Genomic DNA, 21,506 nt, shown 5'->3' on the forward strand with positions numbered 1-21,506 from the left:
GTGCTGCAGTAGCTTGCTGCAGCACCATCACTCTCACAGGCCCGTACGTACGGGCCTCGTATACGGCTCCTGGCAAATCTTATCTTTCATAATAGAATGGCAAAATCCCGGAAGATTTATTAGTCCAATTTCATCAAACCAGCTATTAGGTAAAGCCAGACTGAGAAGTGGACTGGCTGAATTTCTTCATCTTGTCATGGATATTTTTTTAAGTTCGCCCTTATCTCCTATTCTTTTCAGTGCCTTGTGTAACTGCTTATAGTTCGCTCCATTCCCGCATCTGTTTCATCCTTAATTTTCGCCTTATCCATCCCATTTGTTTGGAAAATAGTTTCTTGCAGTTGGCTATTTGAAAGTAGTTGGTCCACCCACGTAGCATCGGGTTCAACCTCCTGGCCATGCCTAACCAGCCTTTTCTGCTTCTGTATCCTATTTATTTTTTCTCTATTTTGAACGGCATATCTACCCGCAGCGAAAACTTACGCCAAAGGTTCCCCGGGGATATTCCCATCTGATGATTCCTTTGTTTTGGCACATCACCCGGCAGGTGCCGCATTCCAGACAGCCGGCGTAGTCAAAGGTGATCTCGCCATTTTTGTCCAGTTTGTAAAGAACGGCCGGGCAAACCACCAGACAGGGTTTTTCCTTGCATTGGGCGCAAATAGCCTTGTCTAAGAGGATATGGGGTTCTTCTTCGTCCACATTGAATTTGTTCAGGCTCAAGAGTTCCGGTGCTTCCGTTATTTTTATGCTCATATCGATTTAACCCCCCTGAAGCCGTCTTTTATCAGTTGCCAGGTGGAAATCCCATTTTCTTTCATCAAGCTCTTTACTTCGGTCATCATTCTTCCCGGCACTCTGCCATCCACAGTAAACAGATGGGCAAATACGGAAACGGCTAATTTTGGATAATTGCTATATATCCGGGGTATTTCCAGTACGTCAAAATAACCGTCTGCTGCTTTCATGGTGGGGAGCAGCTTGATGTTATCCAGTTCTTTGGTATAGGCCGGGCCAATTTTGGCTGTATCGGCTGTAGCAATTATAGCCCGGGCGGCAGCGACACCGCTTAATATGGCCAGGTCGATTCCCCGGATGGAATAACCGGTATTGATTACAAAACCTGCCGCATCTCCGACCATTAAGAAGCCTTCCCGATATAGATTTTGCGGTATGCCCCGATAGCCGGCTTCACTGACCAGATGGGCTGAGTATTCCACTGTTTCGCCGTCTTCAAGCAACGGGTATATGGCCGGGTGCATTTTTAGGTCCTGGAATATGTCATGTACTGATTTACCGTGCCTGGCTGCTTCTTCAGGTGTAAATACGGCTCCTAAGGAAATACTATCCTGATTGGTATAGAGAAATCCCCCCCCGTGTATCCCCTCCGTACAGCCTAATATCATCCGGGCTGCTCCTTCATCCGGCTTCAGGTTAAAGCGCTGTTCAATGGTTTGCGCCGGTAGTTCTATGATTTCTTTGACACCTACTCCCACGCTGTGCGCGGGTATGTCTTTTATGAGCCCGGCCTTCTGTGCCATGAAGGAATTTACTCCGTCGGCTGCCACCACAATTTTGGCATACATCTCGTCTTCTCCGGCCATGACTCCAACGATTTTTCCGTCTTTTTCGATTATGTCGTCAACTTTGACGCCGCAAGCGAGCATGGCCCCCATTTCTTCAGCTTTGCCTGCCAGCCACTCATCAAAGCCGGCCCTTAGAAGACTATAGGATTGCGGTACTTTATCTTCGTCGTTGAATGACGGGTCATGGTAATCAATGCTGATAGACCGTTCATCACTTAGCATCATGATTTGCTCATGAGTTATTTTCCTTTCCAGGAGAGCTTCGGCGGTAAGGCCTTCCTCTATTATTTCCAGGGCGTAGGTGTAAAGCCTCCCCCCGGTTACGTTCTTGCCGCCCGGCGTATCGCCTCGTTCTATCATCAGGACTTCTTTACCTGCTTGGGCCAGGGTGTAGGCGCAGGCGGCTCCGGCCGGCCCTGCGCCGATTATTATCGCATCAAATTGTTCAGCTTGGCTCATTTCTCCACCGCCCTTTTGTGTTGTTCATTGGGGGTCTTTTTTACCCTATTTACTCTGCAGTGCTTCCGTCAGGAGCGGGATAATCTCATACATATCCCCTGCTATCCCGTAATCAGCCGCTCTGAATATCGGGGCTTTTTCGTTCTGGTTCACTGCTACGATGATTTTAGCGTCGCGGATACCTACCGTGTGCTGTACCTGGCCGGATACTCCCATGGACAGATAGAGCTGCGGTTTGATTACCGCTCCTGATATGCCAATGTACCGTTCCGGCGGCAGCCAGTGTCTTTCTTCAGCTACTCCCCGGGTACAGCCGATTTCCGCCCCCAGAACCCCGGCCAGATCTCTGGCCATCCGGATATCTTCTTCTTTGTCAATCCCCAGGCCTATACAAACGACTTTTTCGGCTGCCCCCAGCTCCACTCCTGTTTTTTTGATCGGCTCGGTTGCTACCGGCTTGACCCGCAGGTCAGCTTCCGCCTCAATTGTTACTATTTCCGCTTCGCCTTGCCTGGTTTCAAATCGGCCGGCCGGCACGGTGACTACACTTAATCCGTCCATTACTTCCTGTTGTACTACGGCTCCGCCGTAGATGAGTTTCTCGGTGTTTGCTTTCCCTTCTTTATAATTTACGCTGGATACATCACTTACCATGCCGCAATCCAGGTATCCTGCCACCCGGGCGGCCAGATCTCTTCCCCGGGCGGTAGCTCCTACTGCCAGGAGTTCTGCCCCTTCTTTTTTTAGAAGCCGGGCCAGGGCTTTACCGTAGTTTTCCGGTAATGGGCTCTCTCCTTTTAAAATGTATATCCGGTCGGCTCCTGCATTCTTTAGAGCTTGGGCAGCTTCCTGACTGAAAACGATAACCCGGGCTTCCTGTCCGGCTCCTTTGGCAAAACCGATCAATTCCGCCGCAATGTTGTCTTTATCACTATATATATAGATGCCTGCCATTAGAGCACACCTTCTTTCCTTAGATTGGCTACAAGTTCAGCTACAACGCTCTGGGCATCGTCCCCTTCAATCATGATGTTTTTGCGCTCCTGGGCGTAGCCCTTAACCGCCAGGATTTCTCTGCAAGGATTCATATCAATATCCAGGTCCTCGGCCCGGCATTCAGTCACAGGTTTCTTCCCGGCCGCCATAACCGCTTTCAGTCCGGGGATGGTGGGCTGGTTGATTTCGGGCAGTACGGCTACAACCGCTGGCAGCTCGACCTCAACCGTTTCCAAATCATCCTCCAGTTTTCTTACTGCGGTTAGGGTATTCCCTTCCAGCTTCATTTGACACACTGAAGTCAGCACCGGCATATCCAGCAGGGCTCCCAGGCGAGGGGCCGTCTGCCGGGAATAGGTGTCACTGGCACCTTCGGCACAGATCACCAGGCTGATATCTCCCCAGGCTTTTATGCCTCCGGCCAGGGCACGGGCAGTTACAGCGCCGTCTGCCTGCTGGGCTTGCTCTGTTTTCACCCAGCAGGCGGCTTCCAAACCGCGGGACAAAGCATCCTTGAGTGATGGTTTCACTTTGTTGTTGCCGAAGGTCAAGCCCACCGCCTTGCCTCCGGTCTGAGCGGCTATCTGCACGGCTGCTTCTATGGCGTTACGGTCATAATCACTGATTTTGCCTTTGGCCTTGCTGCTGTCTACAGATAAATCTGCATCGATTTTAATATCGGCTTCATCCAAGACCCATTTATAGCAGGCTATTATATTATTCATGGGAATACTCCCTTCTTTATAAATTTTATTTTTAACTCGCGCTTTCCTAAGTAATTAATCAAGCAAGTACCCCAGAGTCAAGCAACAGGTTTGCAGAATTTTTCTATTTAGCGCTATATGATCATACGGAAAAGGAAGTATTTTTACCCCTTCCGGCAAATCATGAGGGGATTCCAAAGAAGCTATTCTCTGGAACCCCCTGCCATCACACTTAACCGTTGCCTTTTAACGTAAATGTACCGGCACAGTAATTACTTTTGGGTATTAGGGTCAATTTTTACCTCCCCTGGTCGCCGATTTTCAATGATCTTGTCACAGCGCTCCTGCACTGAGGGCCAGGGTTCGGGGGCAGTATGGATATAGAACTTATCTTGTTCCAGAGCATTAAAAACCATGTCAATGGATTCTTCCAGTTCAATCCCATTGTGAACAGCATACTCCATCATAGCCTGTTTCTGTTTGTGATCCGCAGTCTGGTAATAGGAATCATTAGGATCATTCTGCAATTCAGCCGGACGATTCCGGCCTGAGGTATTAAGCTGGGTTTTGACAAAACGCGGACAGAAGACATAGGATTTAATCTTGGTGTTTTTTTCCCGCAGATCAATCTCTAATGACTCGGTCATAGCAACTACCGCATGTTTACCGCTAAAATAAATAGGAGAAATATTACCTTGAACCAAACCAGCCAGTGATGAAGTGTTAATAATTAGGGCTTCCTTATCCTCAGCAATCATTCGGGGAATAAAGGAATGAATTCCATAGGCCATGCCCAATACATTAACACCAAAAACCCATTGCCAGTCTTTCGCAGATAATTCCCACGTAGTGCCGGCAATTTCTACCCCAGCGTTATTAAAAAACAACCCAACATCTCCATAAGTCTCAAAAGTCTTTTTTGCAAAAGATTCCATCTGTTCAGGTTTGGCAGTATCGATCACCATGGAAAACACGATAGCACCTTCAGACTTTAGCTCCGTCTCGATCGTTTTCAAACCTGGCGCATCAATATCTGCCAAAGCCAATTTAGCACCCATTTTAGCACATCGTTTTGCCATACCCATGCCAAAACCACTCGCAGCGCCAGTAATGGCAACTCCTCTTCCATTAAGGTTGATCATATAATTCTCCTCACTTTCATACGTATTGGAATTAACCCATCTGCATTTTGTCAATCTGATCCATCATGGCCTCAATTGCACCACCAGCGATGCCGATCAACCTGGCATCACGCAGGTGCCGTTCGACTCCGGTATCTTCGATAACACCCAGCCCGCCGTGCAATTGTACGCACTCGTTGGCACAGAACATGGCGGTCTCATAGCCCTTGATCTTACACATACGTCCCAGCACTAATGGGAACTGTCCACTGTCTCTCTGGGCAGCAGCAGTCATGGTCAATGCCCGCAGGGATTCGATTTCAACAGACATTTTAGCAAGCATATGCCGAATGACCTGGTGACTGTTATACATAGAATTGCCAAGTTGAATCCTCTCCCGGGTGTATTTCTTGGCCTTCTCATAGCAGGTCTCAGCAATTCCAAGACCGAGGGCACCACAGGCCATAAATTCATCGGTGGCACTGATTACCATAGCAGAAAGACTTTCACCCAACGGTCCCAATAGATTCTCTTTTGGTATGCGACAGTTCCTGAAGTAGAGACTGCCAGTACTAGAGCCGTGCCAGCCATATTTTTCTTCTACCTTGCCAACCTCAAAGCCCGGAGAATCCTTTTCTACCAGGAACATGCTAAGTCCTTTACGGGTTATTGGATCAATAGGCTCCGATGTCTTGGCAACCACTACATAAGTATTAGCATAGCCAATATTGGTAATGAAAATCTTGGCTCCATTGATTACCCATTCATTTCCCACCAGCTCCGCCCGGGTCTCGAAGTCTGGATGAGCGAAACATCCTGCCGGTTCAGTAGAGGCAAAAGCCAAGATATGTTCTCCTTTGGCAGCTGGGGTTAGATATTTTGCCTTTTGCTGCGGAGTCCCCAGCATATTGACGATGCCGCCTGCCAAAGCGATATGGGTACCGATTACAATAGCTAGAGTAGGCAATTCTTTGGCGATCTCTTCGGTTATCAACATCTTGGTTATCCAGTCACCACCCAAACCGCCATATTCCTCAGGAAGAACACAGCCCACCAAACCAAGTTCACCAGCTCGTCTAAACAGCTGCAGCGGATATTCACGTTTCTTGTCAAGTTCAACCGCAACTGGTTTCACTTCGTTTTGAACAAAATCGCGGGCTACATTACGCATTAACTCTCTTTCTTCGGTCATAAACCACATTTTTCAAACCTCCTTGATTTTAATCCGATACGATATTTCGTGTCGAAAAGTGTTATTGCAATTTGTATGCCATTCTCTGTAAATAGAAATAATCACATAACAACGGGTTCTAGCAGTTGATAAGCAAAATCAGGAATAGGGGTATACAGTAAACAATGTAGACTTTCGATACAGTTTTTGTTAGAAAGAAACTTAGGGTTGTTTAAGATCGTGCATCTTTAAACTGGTTATGGATGTCATCTTTATTCCAGGGGTGATAAGCATGCTTTGTTTCATATATTAGGAAGTGAACTTTTACCAAAAATAAGAAAACGTGGCTAAGAAATCACTCGATCTTTTTAGCATGAGATTCTTGCTATGCATTTTGAATAGCCGATTGCAGACTAGTTTTATATTTATCTTATAGCTATAATAAAAATATAATTTTACCGTTAGCGCTTCTTCCTTTAACGTTAATCGTTGACGAAAGTGAGTGGTTGGTATGTATCAGCATATGACCGAAAGGACAGAACGAGATATGGAAATGGCCTGGCAGCGACTCAAGAAAGAGGGCATAATAGAGCCAAATATTATTAAACCTAATATTACCCAATCCTGGTATAAATGCATAAAGCAAAAAAATGGCTTGGGAATGCCTGAACCACTCCCTAACGACATTGTTAAATTGAAACAAAATAGAAACAGTGCTTTGATTGAAGCATCTTTCGATGTTGTCGGTGATCTGGTAGACATGCTAAAGAATTATATGCAGCATTTTACCATTATGGTATTGGACCAGGAGGGTATTGTTAATTATCGTATTAATTATGCCAATGATATTGTTAATCCTGGGCATTACTGCGACCAAACCCTTTTAGTATCTAACGGAGCCTTTCCTAACCTTATTAATGGGGTAGGTATGGAGGTTACTGGATATGAAAATGTGTATCCTAATGCTCAAAACTGGCATTCATTGGGGACTCCCCTGCGTAATAAAGACAAAGAAATTATTGGGGCTCTGGCTGTCCTCAATATTGATGGGCCCTGCCTTCAGTTCACCATGCAGACCGTCTCCATGGCAGCGCTTCTGATTGAATCGCGGTTACAAAAACGGGAGTTGTTACTTGATACATCCCTGTCTGTAATGGAAAGCATAAATGAGCCGGCGCTGCTTGTGGATGGTGAGGGGCTTATTGTCGGGATTACACCGCAATGCCTTAGCCTTTTTAATACTACCAGCGAAAGTGTAATTGGGAACTCACTAGGCACCTATTTAGTAGATCAATCTGATATAGATTTATTATCTACCATGCAGGCAGATGGTTCATTTTATGTGCCAATCCATACCAAAATAAACCGGTACACGTCCAATAATTGTATGTACCACGTTAACCGGCGAACTATTGTAAAATATGGTGACAACAATGTTTTGTTCCTTTTTACCATCAACTTGATTAATAACAGGAATTGCACCCTCATCCAAAAAGCCGATTCATTTGCACGTCTGATCGGGAATGCCCCCGCTTTCTTGAAAATTATTGAGTTAGCACGAAAGGCTTCCCCCACGATTTCCAATATTCTAATTGAGGGAGAAAGCGGAACTGGAAAGGAATTAATGGCCCAAGCTATTCATAATGAGAGCGGCCGTAAAGGGAAATTTATTGCCATAAATTGTGGCTCCATACCACAGGAATTACTTAACAGCGAGCTCTTCGGCTATGTGGAAGGTGCATTTACTGGGGCTAAAAAAGGTGGAAGTCCAGGTAAATTTGAGCTTGCCGATGGCGGCACTATTTTTCTCGATGAAATTGGAGAAATGCCCATAAATATGCAGGTATCACTTCTTCGTTTTTTGGAGGAAAAAACTGTAACCCGAGTGGGTGGCAATAATCAGCGAAGAATAGATGTTCGTATTATAGCAGCTACCAATCGCTGTCTTTTGGATGAGGTTACAAAGGGCAACTTCCGGGAAGACCTTTATTACAGACTTGATGTAGTTAATTTGAAAATGGTCCCCTTACGAGAACATAAAGGGGATATACCACTATTAGCAGAATACTTGCTAAAACAGCTTTGTACCCGTAATAACTCAGGAAGTATCAAAATTGATAAATCGGTCATGGATATCCTATGTGCTTATTCCTGGCCGGGAAATGTCCGTCAACTCCAAAATGTTATCGAAAGCAGCCTAATTCGCACCAACGGAGACACGATTAATTCTGAGAATCTTCCCTCTTACTTGCAAAACTATCCCTCGATACCCCCAGCAGCCGGTAATCTGAAACAACTGGAGAGAAGTGCCATCCAGGAGGCCTTAAAAAAGCACCATGGCAACATCACTCGGACAGCCCACGAGTTAGGGATAACCCGAAAGACCCTCTACAAAAAAATGGACAAAATGACCATCACAAAATACTAAAGGCCGCACTATGTCAACCTAGATTTAGGAATGATAGTACGGTTTTCTCCATATCCCGGGTGGATGTTACTTTTTCATGTCTTATGGGGCGCCGGTTCAGGCCTTTGATTCCTGCCGGTATATCGATGCCGGTTTCAGCGGACAGGGCCTCCAGGGTCTGGAACTCGTCTTTACCCTTGACGAGTTCATCTGCAAGTACGGCCTGGGCAACACTGCTGCCGAATTTGAAGGGGCTGGCAGTGGAGGCTATCACCGTACAGCTGCTGTCCCCGGCCTGCTGCCGGAATTTATTATAGACATTGACGGCAACAGCCGTATGGGTATCCAGGAGATAATTATGTTCTTTCCAGACAGATGCTATGGTTTCCAGGGTTTCAGCGTCGCTGCAGCAATCCGACCAGAACATTTGCTGCACCTGCCGGCGGGTGGAGTCATCAACCGTATAGCGTCCGCTGTTTTTTAATTCCTCCATCCACCTGCTTATCCGTATACTGTCATGGTCAGTCAACTCAAAAAGCAGTCTCTCGAGGTTGGACGATATCAGGATATCCATGGAAGGGGAAACGGTTTTTTCAAAATTGCGGTTGCGGTCATAAGTACCGGTCCTGATAAAATCAGTCAGAACATTATTGGAATTGGCAGCACAGATTAAGCGCTTGACCGGAATCCCCATCCGGCTGGCGTAATAGGCGGCCAGGATATTGCCGAAATTACCGGTGGGCACCACAATATTTATGGCTTCCCCCGCTTGCACCGCTCCCCTGCCGCACAGTTCCACATAGGCCGAGACATAATAGACTATCTGCGGCAGCAATCTCCCCCAGTTGATGGAATTAGCCGAGGACATTTTCATATGGTGCCGGCCCAGTTGTTCTATAACCTGGTCGCTGGTAAAGATGCTCTTCACCCCGCTCTGAGCATCGTCAAAATTACCGGTCACTCCGGCAACACAGACATTGCTGCCTTCCTGGGTAATCATTTGCAGCTTCTGGATTTCACTGACCCCATCCTGAGGGAAAAATACAATAATCCTGGTGCCGGGAACATCTTTAAAACCCTCCAGCGCAGCCTTGCCGGTATCTCCCGAGGTGGCTACCAGTATAATGAACTCGCTCTGTTCTCCTGTCTTGCGGGCGCTAACGGTAAGGAAACGGGGCAGAATCTGCAAGGCCATATCCTTGAAGGCCAAGGTAGGACCGTGCCATAGCTCCTGAATATAGAATCCGGGCTCAAGCTCCACCAGGGGCGCTATCTCCTCATGGTCAAATCTATCCCGGTTGTAAGCCCCGTAAACACATTCCTTTATTTCCTGCAAAGAAAAATCTTCCAGATACTGTTCCATAATGTAAACAGCTATTTCCTGGTAGGACCAGGATTCCATCTGTTTTAAGGTATCCGCATTTATGCTGGGGATATAGCCAGGCACAAACAAGCCTCCATCCGGGGATATGCCCATGGTTATGGCCTGAGCCGCACTGACTGCCCGGCACTCTCCCCTGCTGCTCTGGTACTGCAAAAAAAAAACCTCCCTTAAGGTACATTATCACTTTATAATATTATACTTATTATCTGCCGGCTTAAAGTATATTTTAACCCCCTGGGTGACGTTCTACGGTTTTTCTTATATTATTAAATAAATAGGTTGAGGAAAGCTATAGTAAATACTCCCCTGCAATCTCAAACTTTCAGGAGGTAATAATTTGGCCCAGTTTATTATTGTAGTTATAGCAACGGTTTTAGTTAAGCTCTTGTGGGATGTTTATAAGGAACAAATGCAGAAAAAAACCAATTCCCGCCCTTCTTCGAAAGGGGGCGAGGTAATTGACCTAAGCAATGCCTGGATAGACCTGGATGATATGCAGTACAGCCGCCGCGAGCATTTGCTCCCGGGAAGAGAACTGGCGATTTATCATTTGCTCCTGGAAGTTCTGCCAGGCGAAAGCTACGTAGTCCTCCCCCGGGTAAGATTGGCAGATGTGGTCATTGTTTCTCCCGAGGCCCGCAACCGGATAGAACATACCAATCGGATAAAAGAAAGAAGTCTTGACCTGCTAGTCTGTGCGGCTCAGGATCTAAAGCCCATAGCGGCAATAAACTTCGAAACCGAGATAGAAGGCAAGAAAAAACAACTGGCAGACCGGTTTACCCATAAAGCTTTGGAAGCAGCCGGTTTACCCTCCCTGGATTTACGACCTGGCTCTCCCCCATCCGAATCTGAATTGATTGCTATGTTACATAAATTAGGTTTGCAGTTTTGAGCCACGCGGTCAACAGCCGATTTACATCCAAAAAAACAGATACAGATAGATATTGGCTATAATAACAGAAAGAATCATTAATGGGAACCCAACTTTAAGAAAATCAATAAATTTAATAATGTTGCCATGTCTTTCCGCTATCCCAACCACAGTGATGTTTGCTGAAGCTCCAATCAGGGTACCGTTACCGCCTAAACAAGCCCCCAGGGCCAGCGCCCACCATAGGGATTCCATAGGCATGGCCGAAGCCTGCCCGACACTTTGCAGCAGCGGTATCATGGTAGCTACAAAAGGAATATTATCTACAAAAGCAGAGGCAATGGCTGACATCCAGAGAATAAGCATACCGGTCAAAGGCAGGTTACCGCCGCTTACCTCCAGGGACTTGGTTGCCAGAGCCTCAATTACCCCGTTGGCCTCCAGTGATCCTACCAAAACGAAAAGACCGAGGAAAAAGAATATGACCGGCCATTCCACCAGCATCAGCACATCTTCAGGTTCTTCCGCCGTGATCAGCATCAAGAACGCCGCTCCCAAAAGGGCAACCGTCGCCGATTCCAAATGCAGGGTCTGATGGAGAAAAAAGCCCAGTATCGTCAGTCCCAATATAATGAGGGACTTTTTCAAGATTCCCCAGTCTTTTATGTACTCCATCTCATCCAATTCCATAATGCTCTTTATTTTATCATCGTCTGCAAACAGGTCTTTTCTATACCAAAGCGCCAGGATGACAATTGTTATAAGCAATATAACTATGGCAGGAAGCGCCATATTGGCGATAAAATCCATAAAACCCAGACCAGTTGCACTGCCTATCATTATGTTGGGGGGGTCTCCAATAAGGGTTGCCGTACCGCCTATGTTGGAACAGATAATTTCGGTAAAAAGAAAGGGGATCGGAGATATGTCAAGCCGGTCGGTTAAAACGTAGGTTACCGGAACTATCAGTAATACGGTGGTTACATTATCCAAAAGAGCTGATAAGACTGCGGTTATAAAACCTAAGGCGATAAGTATGTTTATCGGCCTGCCTTTGGCCAGCCGGGCTGATTTAACTGCCAGGTAGCCGAATAACCCGCTTCGACGAGTTATACCTACTATTATCATCATCCCTACCAGCAATCCGATGGTATTAAAATCAATGGCCCGGACCGCTTCCTCCTGGGTTATCAGCCCCAGAGCAATGACTACGGTAGCACCGACCAGCGCAATTATGGTACGATGCACCTTTTCGACGATGATCATCGCATAAGCCATTAAAAAGATAATTACTGCCAACCAGAAAGCAAACATTTCTACACCCTTTCTACAAATCTATTTTCCCCTTGAACCGTAAATATAAACAGGGGCAGGCAAGCCCATGGCTACCCACCCCAGTAAGCCGGTTCCTCTTAGCCGGAAACCTTATGCTTTAAGAATTCCAGCTCATGGTATCAGCTTGCGCCGAATACCACGTTGACCGTTCTAAATTATGGATTTTTTCAAACACCTGTAATTTTAACTGAACCATTAAAGATAATACAGTATACAGCATGAAAAATCAAGTGTCTGGAACCAGTTCGCCCATGCTGTCAGATAATTATAATATTGATTGCATGAGGAATTATAGAATAAACTAACCCAAGAATTTAGTTGAATTTGATACAATATGAAGGGTAGCAAAAGATAAGATTTAAAGGCAGTAATTATGGGAGGTAATCTTTTTTGAACATATCCTTACCGGAAATAATTTTTTCATTTATAGGCGGTTTAGGTTTATTCCTGTTCGGTTTGCGCTTCATGTCTGACGGTCTGCAATCAGCAGCCGGTGACCGGATGAGAACTATACTGGAAAAAGGAACCAGGAGTCCGGTCCGGGGGGTATTGACCGGAGCTCTGGTCACGGCCTTAATCCAGAGCAGCAGTGCCACAACCGTACTGACAGTAGGTCTGGTTAATGCCCAACTTCTCACCTTGCGCCAGGCCATCGGGGTAATAATGGGGGCTAACATAGGTACTACCCTGACCGCATATCTGATTGGCTTCAATTTACAGGATTACGCCCTACCCATCCTGGGCTTGGGGGCACTGGTCTTTTTATTTGCCAAAAACAAGAAATTTAAAGTTATAGGGCAATCCCTGTTTGGTTTTGGCATCCTTTTCTTTGGTTTAACGGTTATGGGGAATGGGATGCAGCCTTTAAAAGACCTCCCTATCTTTGTTGACCTGATGACCAGCATTGATAACAACTCGATAATCGGTGTATTGTTAGGGATGTTTTTTACTTTCCTGGTGCAAAGCAGCAGCGCTACCATAGGCGTCCTGCAGCAGTTGGCTTATCAGGGCGCGGTCACCTACAACCAGGCGGTTCCTATTCTCTTTGGAGATAATATCGGCACTACTATTACGGCTCTGCTGGCCGCCCTCGGGGCCAGTGTTTCAGCCCGAAGGACGGCTCTTACCCACTTTATATTCAATCTAGTGGGAACCATCATTTTTCTTCCCCTCTTCTTAATGGGTTTCTTTAAACAAATAGTAGTCCTCTTTACCAACTATTTGTTTGTGCTCCTCCCCGGTTTTGCCGGTACCTGGGATACCCTGAACATTAAACTGCAGATTGCCCAGACCCATGCGGTTTTCAACATCAGCAACACCCTTATTCATTTGCCTATGGTCGCTGTGCTGGCCTTTATTGTAACCAAACTGATTCCAGACAAAGAACAGGATGCTGACGACCCCTACCGGCCTAAATATATCGACCGCAGGCTCCTGAATAATCCTTCCGTGGCCCTTTCCCAGGCTAAAAGAGAAACCCTGCGCATGGGTTACCTGGCCCGGGAAGCGTTCATTAATGCCATAGAATATTTTAATACCCGCCAGGAACCCCTGGTGAAAAAAGCCAAGGATTTGGAAAATGCGATTAATGCGTTGGAAAGGGAAATAACCGACTATGTAGTACTGGCCTCCCAGAAACAATTATCTACAGAGGAGTCCAATCACGCTTATATAATTTTACAATCTTTAAATGATATTGAGCGGATTGGGGATCACTGTGAAAATATAATCGAACAGGCAACCGATGCTACCCTGTATCACGTCAGCTTTTCCGGTGAAGCCAGACAGGAAATGGACAACATCTTGGAAGTTACTAATAATACGCTCCTTCTGGCCTATAGAGCCCTGGAAAGGCAGGACAAATCCGTTGCCAGGCAGGTGCTGGTCCATGAAGAGAAGATAGACAAACTTCAGGCAACTTATCGCAAAGCCCACATCAGGAGGTTGAACGAAGGATTATGCAATGGCAGTAACGGAGCAGTGTTCCTGGATATGCTGGCCAACCTGGAGCGCATCGGTGACCACTGCAGCAATATTGCCGGGTATGTTCTGGAGGGAGAATGACAACGGGGGGGCACTATACCGCTCGGGTGGCTCAGTTGTTCATTCAACCCGGTAAACCCATACAAAACGGCTATGTTGAAAGCTTTAATGGCAAGCTTCGCGATGAATGCTTAAACCAGCACTGGTTCAGATATGTTGGCGAGGCCAGGCGAATTATAGAGTCATGGCGAAATTTCATCCTTTGCCTATCTCTACGCCGATACATCTTTGCCATCCAAAATGTTAATGGTACGGTTACACATGGCAGCAATATTGCGATCATGGGTAACAATAATCATGGTTTTGCCTTGCCGGTTAAAATCCAGCAGAATATTAATAACCTCCTCTTCAGTATTGCTGTCCAAAGCACCGGTAGGCTCGTCTGCCAAAATTAAATCCGGCTCATTGATTAATGCCCGGGCAATAGCGACTCTCTGACATTGTCCGCCAGAGAGTTGATAGGGATAACGCTTGGCTTTATCCTGTAAACCCATATTGCTTAATTCCTGCATAACCTTGGTTTCAATGACCTTGCGGGATAAGCGGTTATACCGAAGCGGAAGAGCAACATTATCAAAAACTGTTTTGTGTTCTATCAGGGCAAAATTCTGTATAATGAAACCAATTTTGTTATGACGGAACCGAGCCATTTGCTCCTGATTTTTAAAGACTACCTTTTGGCCGCTATAGTAGTACTCCCCCTGATCAAAAGCGTCCAAGCCGCCAATAATATTCAGCAGTGTGGATTTGCCAGAGCCGCTCTTGCCCATAACTGCTACCATCTCACCATCTTCCACCTGCAGTGAAATGCCCCTCAAGGCTCTGACCAGATTGTCACCCTGTCCATAGTTTTTATATATATCATTTAGTTCAATTAACATTAGCTTTTCCCCCTTAAATACATACTGATATTAAGCTGGTTAATCTGATGAAACGGGTAAATTAAGGACAACACCCCAATGATGATGGATATTGCCAGGGGTGTTGGATTAAATCCTATATAAGCGAATTTCAAGTAAGCAAATGATGCCGCTAAAATATTAGCAATAATGAGGTAAAAAGCAGTCTCGGCGGCAATTGCTTTTTTAATATCGCCCGGTGTGGCACCACTAATAAGGTGTATTGCATAGGTATGCAGGTTTTTTTTAATTTTAAGGGACAACGACAACATTATACTTATAAAAGTAAAAAGAAAAACAACCACACTAATGATCAGGAAAGAAATAAAAAACGCCTGACTTTCAAGATTAAGAATATCCAAATTGTTGACATGGGTACCTTCAATCTGCCATCCGGTGAGGCGACATTCCTTACAAAACTGGTTTATCAGAACTTGCACTTCATCTGCATTGAGATCCTTGCTCATAACGTAGCCAGAAGTTTTCACATGATAAAAAGCAAATAAATAATCGGGTATTGGCGTCCCCAGAGCCGGATAAACAAACTCAAGACTGGGCATAACCATCTGACGGTTCAGGTAACAAATATCGCCATTCAAAAATACGTAACTGTCTTTATTAAAAAAACCAACCACTCTGGCCCGGCTATGAAGGCCTAAAAAATAGATATTTAATTGGTCACCCAAAGAATATATTTCTTGGTATTCAGAGCCAAGAATCAGCGGTATGGGCTGATCCTCCCGATAATTGTACTCTGAGGATAGAAAATAACGTCCTGATTGGAGGGAAGGTTCAAAGGTAGTAAACACCAGTTCACTGAACTGCATTCCTTTAACTGAGCTGTATAAATTTCCACTGATATCAACCGGTTTATTCAGATCCGCCCTGCCATCTTCATAACCTTTTATAAACTTTTTGGGTCCCGAATAATTCTGTATGTAAATGCTTTGCGAGTTTAGATCCAGATATCGGAAATAGGGATTGTTCTCTAATCGCTCATGAAAGCGCATCAGCCTTTCTTCCGCATCACTTTCATTGCGGAAACTGCGCAATATATTTTCCGAATTGAACGGGTCATACAAATGAAATATATGCTCAGCTTTATATTTGGCAGAAAAATCAAGCAGCCGACCATGTAACTGGTTAAATCCAAGGGTACCAATCGCTGCAAAGACCAACCCAGTTGCAGTCAGCAAAATAATGATTAAGCCAAGAAAAGCACTTTGCCTGATACTCTCAATTATTTCAGCACGCATCATAAATACTCCTTACTCAGATAATAATTCACGAGTTTGATTGTGAAGAGTTTGTATAGTTGGAAGGATAATCAGCAGCAAGCCAAAAATCATTAACGCCAAATAGGAAGCTACAACTGCCAGCGGACTAGATAAGTGTATTTTATTATAGGAGGCAAGAAAAAGTGCAGCTAAAAGGCCTAAGAAAAAGCCGACATGTGCAAGGAAGGTATAATCTCTCAGTATTTGCCCAATAATATTCTTGGAACTAAACCCCAGCAGACGCTGTATCGCAATCTCCCGCTTCTTTTTTTCATAGAGCGATAAATTTACCGCAACACTTGATAATATAAATACCAAAACAAGAACGAAATACAGCAGTGTATTGGTCTGCTCACTTTTCATAAGGCGCTTGATGCCCGTAGGCTCACGTTCTATTACTGAATAAGATCCGCCGGCTTTTCCCACCTCATTTTTAAAAGACTGTACTGCTGCAGCAATGTTTTGTTTGGAATTTCCATCGATTGCGTAAAGGCCGCCATGTCCTGGGTCAATTGCATCCGCATTCACCATTAGCATATAATCCAACTTGCTTATTTCATTACCTCCACAATGCCCGATTACTTCGTAATTTTCCTGATTTATCTTAATATAATCATGCCCCTTGCGTTCTGTAATGATAGGATTATAGGCATTCCCTATAACAACAAGCTTCTTTCCACAAAAAAAATCAGCTTCTTTGAAAAATCTTCCTTTTAATAAAGGCGGCGGCTCAATATTGCCGCGGAAAAAGACAGCACGTACTCGCTCCCCTGCCAATTCCTGGAAAATGATAGCATCCTTAATACTCGCATATATGGACTTTTGATCAAGTTGTTTAGAAGGGTCATTGACCTGAATATAAACCGTATTTGAACCGTAGTATCCCTGGCTTAATTTCTCTTTATTGTAAGTATCCGATATATATCCGGCAAAAACCAGCGAAAGAAAGGCAACAGCTGCAAAAAGTGCTAATATCGCGTATTCTTCGAACGTCAACGCTTTAAATCTCATTCAAATTTACCTCCCCATTAAATCTTAAGAAAATCTCCCGGACGAATTTTTTTATAGAAACACTTCTTTTCAACTGGATATTCTTGCCAATTTATACGCCTTGTTGCCCTGTATTCCCATCTCCGCCAGCGGCTTCAGCCGGAACGGCACAGAATAAGATCATTAGAACAAGAATTCCCATGCAGATAATTTTTCTCATATAAAAAACCTCCTTAAAATGTCTTTCATAAATAAAAGACGACTAAGAAGGTTTTCTGCAACAATTTTTTCTACTTTTTCTGAATTTTTCTTGTAATTAATCTATATATTTTACTCCTTCCGCTATCTTTACCGCTGTTTCTTCCTTAATCTGTCCGCGAATTATGTACATATGGTCATTCATTGGCCATATAACGGTAACCAGCGAGTCTTTCACAATAAGCTTCCCTTCGTATCCGTTGATATTGATTGTTTTAATAGTGGAAGCGTTTTCCGTATCCAACTGAGGCTTGCTGCTTTCACTTAATTCCATGTATGTGATAAGTAAGCCCTGCTTGTTTTTAAACTCTATGCTTTTTTCAAACTGGCCAGTGGATACGCCACTCACTTCATATCCTGCCGGTATGAAGGTTGGTACATAAGCTTTATGCCAGTCTACAATAGCACTTCCACTTTTATCATTGCCTTTCAATTCAAAAGACGTATATTCCGGTTCAACATTCATTATAAAATTGAGTACCCTGACTCTAACAGCCTCTACGGTCATCACGACAGAACCTAATAAAACCAGCATAATCACCATAGCAACTGCAACTCTGTTAATTGTATTTAAGATGCGTTGCTTTCTGGCATAAGCCTGTTGCTTTTTTAGATGAATATCCAATTGATGCCTGAAATTACGTACCGCTGCCGGGGATGGCTGAAACTCTAGATCATTTTTGAGCTTGGCTTTTTCCTCCAGGAAAAGTTGGCCTTCTTTTGCTGCTGCATTGTGCATGACTAATTTGAACAGACTATCTTCATATTCCTCATAAAGCTTTTTCTGTATTTGTTCCGGACTGTTGTTCGGCATATATATTCATCTCCTTGTCTATTAGCTTTCTGGCTTCTCTCCGGGCTCTGGTCAGATACTGGCGGACACTGTTCGGAGCTATATTTAATACTCCCGCTATATCCCTGTCACTCATTTCCAACATATATTTAAAATACAACAGGTATTTATGTTTTGCCGGAAGCCTTGATACAGCCTTCCCCATTTCATTAATTTCTTCCTGACGAATAATACTGTATTCCATGTCATCTTTAACATCTTGGAGGGTTTCCGCCAAATCTAATTCGCCTCCCGAATAAACATGCCTTTTCTCAACATTTCTATGTTTTATATAGTCAATCGCCACACTCCTGGAAGTATAGACAACATAAGCTGCTGTACTGCAACTGTCCATATTTCGAATTAAAGATATTTTTTCTATTAGTTTTATGAAAGTATCGTTAACCAGGTCTTCTATTTGATCCACATCATGAGTTATATTGTAAATATTCTTTCGCACCAGACCATAGTAGTCTGTATATAAATTCAACATAAAGGCCTTATCATCATCGCTTTCTATTGCAGCGATTGCCATCATGAGCACTCAAATCACCTCTTGGTTATAATTATACAGGCATTCAAACCAATTCAGGCAAAATTATGTATTTATATCCACAATTTATAAATTAGCTTTATTTTTACCAGGCATCCGTACTATTTGCTTAATCAGTGGAATAGGTTCCACAAAAAGTAAGCGTAAAAAACTTCACACATATGAGGCCTCAAAAAAGGTGAGAAAATAACCTGAACACAAAAACAAGGTGTTCAGGGATGATTGACAATGAACTGTGCATATACCGATTAAAAAACTCACCTGTTCCGGACGGGTGGTTACAGCCCGTCCGGAGAAATGTTACAAACATTCCGGCTGTAAATTATACCAGAATATATACATGTTCTTTATAAATTCCATACACTTCCCGCATAGAACGATCAGAACCATCACTGCGTATTTCTATGGTGTAAGAGTCACGGACGATCCTGTCCAGGATAGTCTGACAGGGTTGCTTCTCCAATCTTTGCGTGCCATCCGGCAGGAGAGAATTAGGAGCAATTATTGATGCTTTTTTATGTCTGGCATGGATGATTTCAAGTAAATCCCTGGCTTCTATTTACCAGCATCCATTCATCCAGAATTAGAAGATTTACTTTACGATATTGACTTAATATTTTTTTGTGGATATCTTCCGTTGAAAGAAACATACGGAATAATCCCATCATTAAGGCCGATGATTATTACCACCTTGAATTCCAAACCCTTGACCGAATGCATGGTTAGTAGTTTGATCGATTCATCCATAAAATCAGCATTATCGCGGTCAACCTTTACACAGGGAATTCCGGCTGCTTCAAGGGCATCCTTCATGATTTCCTGCTGATTCTTGTTTTTACTTATTACCGCAATATCCTGTAATTTGTATTGCCGCAACAGATTATCTTTGATCTCACGAACAAAGTACCTGGCCTCATCCTGCATATTGGAAAAGCATCTATATACAGGATAAGCCCCCGGTTTGTCTATCAGGGAAGGGGTTACATAGTTTTCGTCTCCCACAATCTCCAGGTCATTTTCTATCAGGCTGTAGGACGCCTGGGCAATCTGAGTGGTTGTCCGATAGTTCTTGGCCAGAATATTGCTTTTGCCGGTCATATCAAAACCAATGCTGGCAAAACTTCTTCCCTTGGTCAGCCAGGAATGCGAATAAATACTCTGGGCAGTATCCGCGATAAACAATAAACTGGAATAGTCTTTGCCATTGTACAACAACTTCAGGAATTCCAGCTGGACTCTGGTCAAATCCTGACTTTCATCCAACAGAATGTGAGTATACTGCTGGTCCACACCCAGCCTGACCTCTTCCAAAGCCATTAAGGCCATGTCTTTAAAATCAATATATCCCAGCCTCTTCATGCGTTCAGTATAATTTTGCATAACAGCAAAAATTGCCTCCCGTTTGGGAGAATTCTTTGGCAGCGCCTGCCGCCCCTCCGGGACGTTGTTTCTCATTCTCCCAACCCGGTCGGCATTTTAGTATTCTTCCGGTTCCATATAATTGCAGGCTTTAATCCAATCGATCTCATCCAATAGAAACTGTTTGTTCTTCTGATCGATCAGGTTTACCGCCGGATAAATCTTTTGCATTTCCGCTAGGCACTGATCCATTACATCATATTTTTTATTATTGTTATTTCATATTTACAGCCGGTTCTCTTCTTGTATCTCGCAAAATACTTATGCATCAGACTGTCCATCGTGGTGATATCTATCTTCTCACCATCAGTTTGAAAAAGACTTTCAAAACCTATCTGGCTTTCTTCCTCAACCTTGCTGTACAGATACTTGAAATAATTGACCAGGGTCTTATTGTAGGTAACCAGCAATATCCGGTCATCTACGTCAAAGCAGTAATTATGTAATAAAAAAGGCAGGCGGGTAACAGCTATGGTTGTTTTCCCTGAACCAGCCACGCCTTTTAATAAGGTATGGCCATTCGGTTTGGCATTAATAATCCGCTTTTGTTCCTGGTTTAACTGCAAGGTGTTCACCTCCGGGGGAAATGTATGTATCTAGAGGTTAAGCGTCTAGTTTTATGGATAATGTGACGCTCAAGTTGTTATTTTTGAAATACCCAGTATGCTCATACTGCGAAAATTATTTTTTTCGCGGTTTCTTTTTACTAAACGATTGGAGTGATTTTTCATAACCGATTTTTTCATAAAAAGCTATGGCTTCCGGCTGCGCTCCAAAAAACAAAGAAGTTGGCGATGTTTCAAATGCAAGTGACATTAGTTTTTCTCCGATCCCTTGCTTTTGATATTCAGGTAAAACAAGAAGTTCTGTTATAGTACCAAAGAAATAGCCATCAGTTAATACTCTGACACAACCTACCAATTTTTCATTATCCCAAGCGGTTGTATTTATTGTCTTTTCCAATGCTTCTTTCGTATATTGTTGATGATAATTGCCCGCCCATACTTGATTTGCCATATTTATAAAAACAGCAGTATCAAGTTCATTATCGTTTGTTCTATAGTGAATTTTCTGCATATTTTAACACCGCCTAATATAATAATTAGTATTCAATGACTTATATCCGGGCTTCATGTTAGTCGAGTAAACCCAGGGAATTTCGCCCTGAGCTTCTCACAGAACCGTACGTGACACTCTC

20 protein-coding genes and 2 pseudogenes are annotated in these 21,506 nt (G+C 44.0%); 4 read left to right on the forward strand and 18 right to left on the reverse strand.

What is annotated here, in order from left to right:
• Positions 1-256: 256 nt before the first annotated feature.
• The 7 genes from ACU70B_RS09380 to ACU70B_RS09410 form a co-directional block, all read right to left on the reverse strand.
• The gene (locus tag ACU70B_RS09380; RefSeq protein WP_447183292.1) at positions 257-379 is read right to left on the reverse strand and encodes a group II intron maturase-specific domain-containing protein; all 123 of its coding nucleotides are present in this window, start codon (positions 377-379) and stop codon (positions 257-259) included.
• 83 nt (positions 380-462) lie between these two features.
• Positions 463-756 carry a ferredoxin family protein gene (locus ACU70B_RS09385; protein ID WP_447183282.1) on the reverse strand — a complete coding sequence of 98 codons (294 nt, stop codon included), beginning with the start codon at positions 754-756 and terminating at the stop codon, positions 463-465.
• Entirely contained in the window at positions 753-2,045 is a 1,293-nt protein-coding gene (locus tag ACU70B_RS09390; RefSeq protein WP_447183283.1) for an FAD-dependent oxidoreductase, read from the reverse strand. Before ACU70B_RS09390 ends, ACU70B_RS09385 begins: the two co-directional genes overlap by 4 nt.
• Positions 2,046-2,090: 45 nt before the next feature.
• Positions 2,091-2,999: an electron transfer flavoprotein subunit alpha/FixB family protein gene (locus tag ACU70B_RS09395; RefSeq protein ID WP_447183284.1), complete on the reverse strand. Its 909-nt coding sequence runs from the start codon at positions 2,997-2,999 to the stop codon at positions 2,091-2,093.
• Complete coding sequence (locus tag ACU70B_RS09400; protein WP_447183285.1) at positions 2,999-3,766, reverse strand: electron transfer flavoprotein subunit beta/FixA family protein; 768 nt, start codon at positions 3,764-3,766, stop codon at positions 2,999-3,001. The genes ACU70B_RS09395 and ACU70B_RS09400 overlap by 1 nt, the downstream gene beginning before the upstream one ends.
• A gap of 251 nt (positions 3,767-4,017) precedes the next feature.
• Positions 4,018-4,887, reverse strand: a complete 870-nt coding sequence (locus tag ACU70B_RS09405) for an SDR family NAD(P)-dependent oxidoreductase (protein WP_447183293.1) — start codon at positions 4,885-4,887, stop codon at positions 4,018-4,020.
• A 31-nt stretch (positions 4,888-4,918) separates the two neighbouring features.
• Positions 4,919-6,067: an acyl-CoA dehydrogenase family protein gene (locus tag ACU70B_RS09410; RefSeq protein WP_447183294.1), complete on the reverse strand. Its 1,149-nt coding sequence runs from the start codon at positions 6,065-6,067 to the stop codon at positions 4,919-4,921.
• 523 nt (positions 6,068-6,590) lie between these two features.
• Here ACU70B_RS09410 and ACU70B_RS09415 point away from each other — a divergent pair.
• Positions 6,591-8,465, forward strand: coding sequence for a sigma-54 interaction domain-containing protein (locus tag ACU70B_RS09415; RefSeq protein WP_447183295.1), 1,875 nt, complete (start codon positions 6,591-6,593; stop codon positions 8,463-8,465).
• 13 nt (positions 8,466-8,478) lie between these two features.
• Here the strand turns inward: ACU70B_RS09415 and thrC are convergent, their stop codons facing one another.
• Positions 8,479-9,981: a threonine synthase gene (gene thrC / locus ACU70B_RS09420; RefSeq protein WP_447183296.1), complete on the reverse strand. Its 1,503-nt coding sequence runs from the start codon at positions 9,979-9,981 to the stop codon at positions 8,479-8,481.
• 184 nt (positions 9,982-10,165) lie between these two features.
• Here thrC and ACU70B_RS09425 point away from each other — a divergent pair, with 184 nt between their 5' ends.
• Positions 10,166-10,723, forward strand: coding sequence for a DUF2726 domain-containing protein (locus tag ACU70B_RS09425; RefSeq protein ID WP_447183297.1), 558 nt, complete (start codon positions 10,166-10,168; stop codon positions 10,721-10,723).
• Positions 10,724-10,744: 21 nt separating this feature from the next.
• On the opposite strand, the gene ACU70B_RS09430 is transcribed toward ACU70B_RS09425, so the two are convergent.
• Positions 10,745-12,016 (reverse strand): ArsB/NhaD family transporter, encoded by a 1,272-nt coding sequence (locus ACU70B_RS09430; RefSeq protein WP_447183298.1) that lies wholly within the window; start codon positions 12,014-12,016, stop codon positions 10,745-10,747.
• Between the two features lie 411 nt (positions 12,017-12,427).
• Here ACU70B_RS09430 and ACU70B_RS09435 point away from each other — a divergent pair, with 411 nt between their 5' ends.
• Together ACU70B_RS09435 and ACU70B_RS09440 are read left to right on the forward strand one after the other, a co-directional pair.
• Positions 12,428-14,101, forward strand: coding sequence for a Na/Pi cotransporter family protein (locus ACU70B_RS09435; protein ID WP_447183299.1), 1,674 nt, complete (start codon positions 12,428-12,430; stop codon positions 14,099-14,101).
• Between the two features lie 32 nt (positions 14,102-14,133).
• Positions 14,134-14,271 (forward strand): annotated as a pseudogene (locus ACU70B_RS09440) (integrase core domain-containing protein); the annotation flags it as partial.
• A 21-nt stretch (positions 14,272-14,292) separates the two neighbouring features.
• Here the strand turns inward: ACU70B_RS09440 and ACU70B_RS09445 are convergent.
• The 9 genes and pseudogenes from ACU70B_RS09445 to ACU70B_RS09485 all read right to left on the reverse strand — a co-directional run bounded on the left by ACU70B_RS09445 (position 14,293) and on the right by ACU70B_RS09485 (position 21,385).
• Entirely contained in the window at positions 14,293-14,961 is a 669-nt protein-coding gene (locus tag ACU70B_RS09445; protein ID WP_447183300.1) for an ABC transporter ATP-binding protein, read from the reverse strand.
• A complete protein-coding gene (locus ACU70B_RS09450; RefSeq protein WP_447183301.1) occupies positions 14,961-16,238 on the reverse strand; it encodes an ABC transporter permease family protein in 1,278 nt (425 codons plus the stop codon). The genes ACU70B_RS09445 and ACU70B_RS09450 overlap by 1 nt, the downstream gene beginning before the upstream one ends.
• A 9-nt stretch (positions 16,239-16,247) precedes the next feature.
• Entirely contained in the window at positions 16,248-17,267 is a 1,020-nt protein-coding gene (locus ACU70B_RS09455; RefSeq protein ID WP_447183302.1) for an ABC transporter permease, read from the reverse strand.
• A 295-nt stretch (positions 17,268-17,562) separates the two neighbouring features.
• The gene (locus tag ACU70B_RS09460; RefSeq protein ID WP_447183303.1) at positions 17,563-18,318 is read right to left on the reverse strand and encodes a DUF4367 domain-containing protein; all 756 of its coding nucleotides are present in this window, start codon (positions 18,316-18,318) and stop codon (positions 17,563-17,565) included.
• Complete coding sequence (locus tag ACU70B_RS09465; protein ID WP_447185745.1) at positions 18,275-18,874, reverse strand: RNA polymerase sigma factor; 600 nt, start codon at positions 18,872-18,874, stop codon at positions 18,275-18,277. Before ACU70B_RS09465 ends, ACU70B_RS09460 begins: the two co-directional genes overlap by 44 nt.
• A gap of 337 nt (positions 18,875-19,211) precedes the next feature.
• Positions 19,212-19,524 (reverse strand): annotated as a pseudogene (locus tag ACU70B_RS09470) (ATP-binding protein); the annotation flags it as partial.
• Positions 19,487-20,344, reverse strand: a complete 858-nt coding sequence (locus ACU70B_RS09475; protein WP_447183304.1) for a 3'-5' exonuclease — start codon at positions 20,342-20,344, stop codon at positions 19,487-19,489. The gene ACU70B_RS09475 and the pseudogene ACU70B_RS09470, both read right to left, overlap by 38 nt.
• Positions 20,345-20,499: 155 nt before the next feature.
• A complete protein-coding gene (locus ACU70B_RS09480; protein ID WP_447183305.1) occupies positions 20,500-20,874 on the reverse strand; it encodes a UvrD-helicase domain-containing protein in 375 nt (124 codons plus the stop codon).
• 115 nt (positions 20,875-20,989) lie between these two features.
• A complete protein-coding gene (locus ACU70B_RS09485) occupies positions 20,990-21,385 on the reverse strand; it encodes a GNAT family N-acetyltransferase (RefSeq protein WP_447183306.1) in 396 nt (131 codons plus the stop codon).
• Between the last annotated feature and the right edge of the window lie 121 nt (positions 21,386-21,506).

This window comes from Syntrophomonas curvata, from assembly GCF_052976825.1.

What these genes read in the sequence shown, in the direction of transcription:
- ACU70B_RS09400 (WP_447183285.1), bottom strand. Translation starts at nt 3,766, where the DNA reads ATGAATAATATAATAGCCTGCTATAAATGGGTCTTGGATGAAGCCGAT.
- ACU70B_RS09415 (WP_447183295.1), top strand. Translation starts at nt 6,591, where the DNA reads ATGGCCTGGCAGCGACTCAAGAAAGAGGGCATAATAGAGCCAAATATT.
- ACU70B_RS09390 (WP_447183283.1), bottom strand. Translation starts at nt 2,045, where the DNA reads ATGAGCCAAGCTGAACAATTTGATGCGATAATAATCGGCGCAGGGCCG.
- ACU70B_RS09405 (WP_447183293.1), bottom strand. Translation starts at nt 4,887, where the DNA reads ATGATCAACCTTAATGGAAGAGGAGTTGCCATTACTGGCGCTGCGAGT.
- ACU70B_RS09455 (WP_447183302.1), bottom strand. Translation starts at nt 17,267, where the DNA reads ATGAGATTTAAAGCGTTGACGTTCGAAGAATACGCGATATTAGCACTT.
- ACU70B_RS09450 (WP_447183301.1), bottom strand. Translation starts at nt 16,238, where the DNA reads ATGATGCGTGCTGAAATAATTGAGAGTATCAGGCAAAGTGCTTTTCTT.
- ACU70B_RS09410 (WP_447183294.1), bottom strand. Translation starts at nt 6,067, where the DNA reads ATGTGGTTTATGACCGAAGAAAGAGAGTTAATGCGTAATGTAGCCCGC.
- ACU70B_RS09395 (WP_447183284.1), bottom strand. Translation starts at nt 2,999, where the DNA reads ATGGCAGGCATCTATATATATAGTGATAAAGACAACATTGCGGCGGAA.
- ACU70B_RS09485 (WP_447183306.1), bottom strand. Translation starts at nt 21,385, where the DNA reads ATGCAGAAAATTCACTATAGAACAAACGATAATGAACTTGATACTGCT.
- ACU70B_RS09430 (WP_447183298.1), bottom strand. Translation starts at nt 12,016, where the DNA reads ATGTTTGCTTTCTGGTTGGCAGTAATTATCTTTTTAATGGCTTATGCG.
- ACU70B_RS09380 (WP_447183292.1), bottom strand. Translation starts at nt 379, where the DNA reads ATGCTACGTGGGTGGACCAACTACTTTCAAATAGCCAACTGCAAGAAA.
- ACU70B_RS09460 (WP_447183303.1), bottom strand. Translation starts at nt 18,318, where the DNA reads ATGCCGAACAACAGTCCGGAACAAATACAGAAAAAGCTTTATGAGGAA.
- ACU70B_RS09445 (WP_447183300.1), bottom strand. Translation starts at nt 14,961, where the DNA reads ATGTTAATTGAACTAAATGATATATATAAAAACTATGGACAGGGTGAC.
- ACU70B_RS09475 (WP_447183304.1), bottom strand. Translation starts at nt 20,344, where the DNA reads ATGAGAAACAACGTCCCGGAGGGGCGGCAGGCGCTGCCAAAGAATTCT.
- ACU70B_RS09465 (WP_447185745.1), bottom strand. Translation starts at nt 18,874, where the DNA reads ATGATGGCAATCGCTGCAATAGAAAGCGATGATGATAAGGCCTTTATG.
- ACU70B_RS09385 (WP_447183282.1), bottom strand. Translation starts at nt 756, where the DNA reads ATGAGCATAAAAATAACGGAAGCACCGGAACTCTTGAGCCTGAACAAA.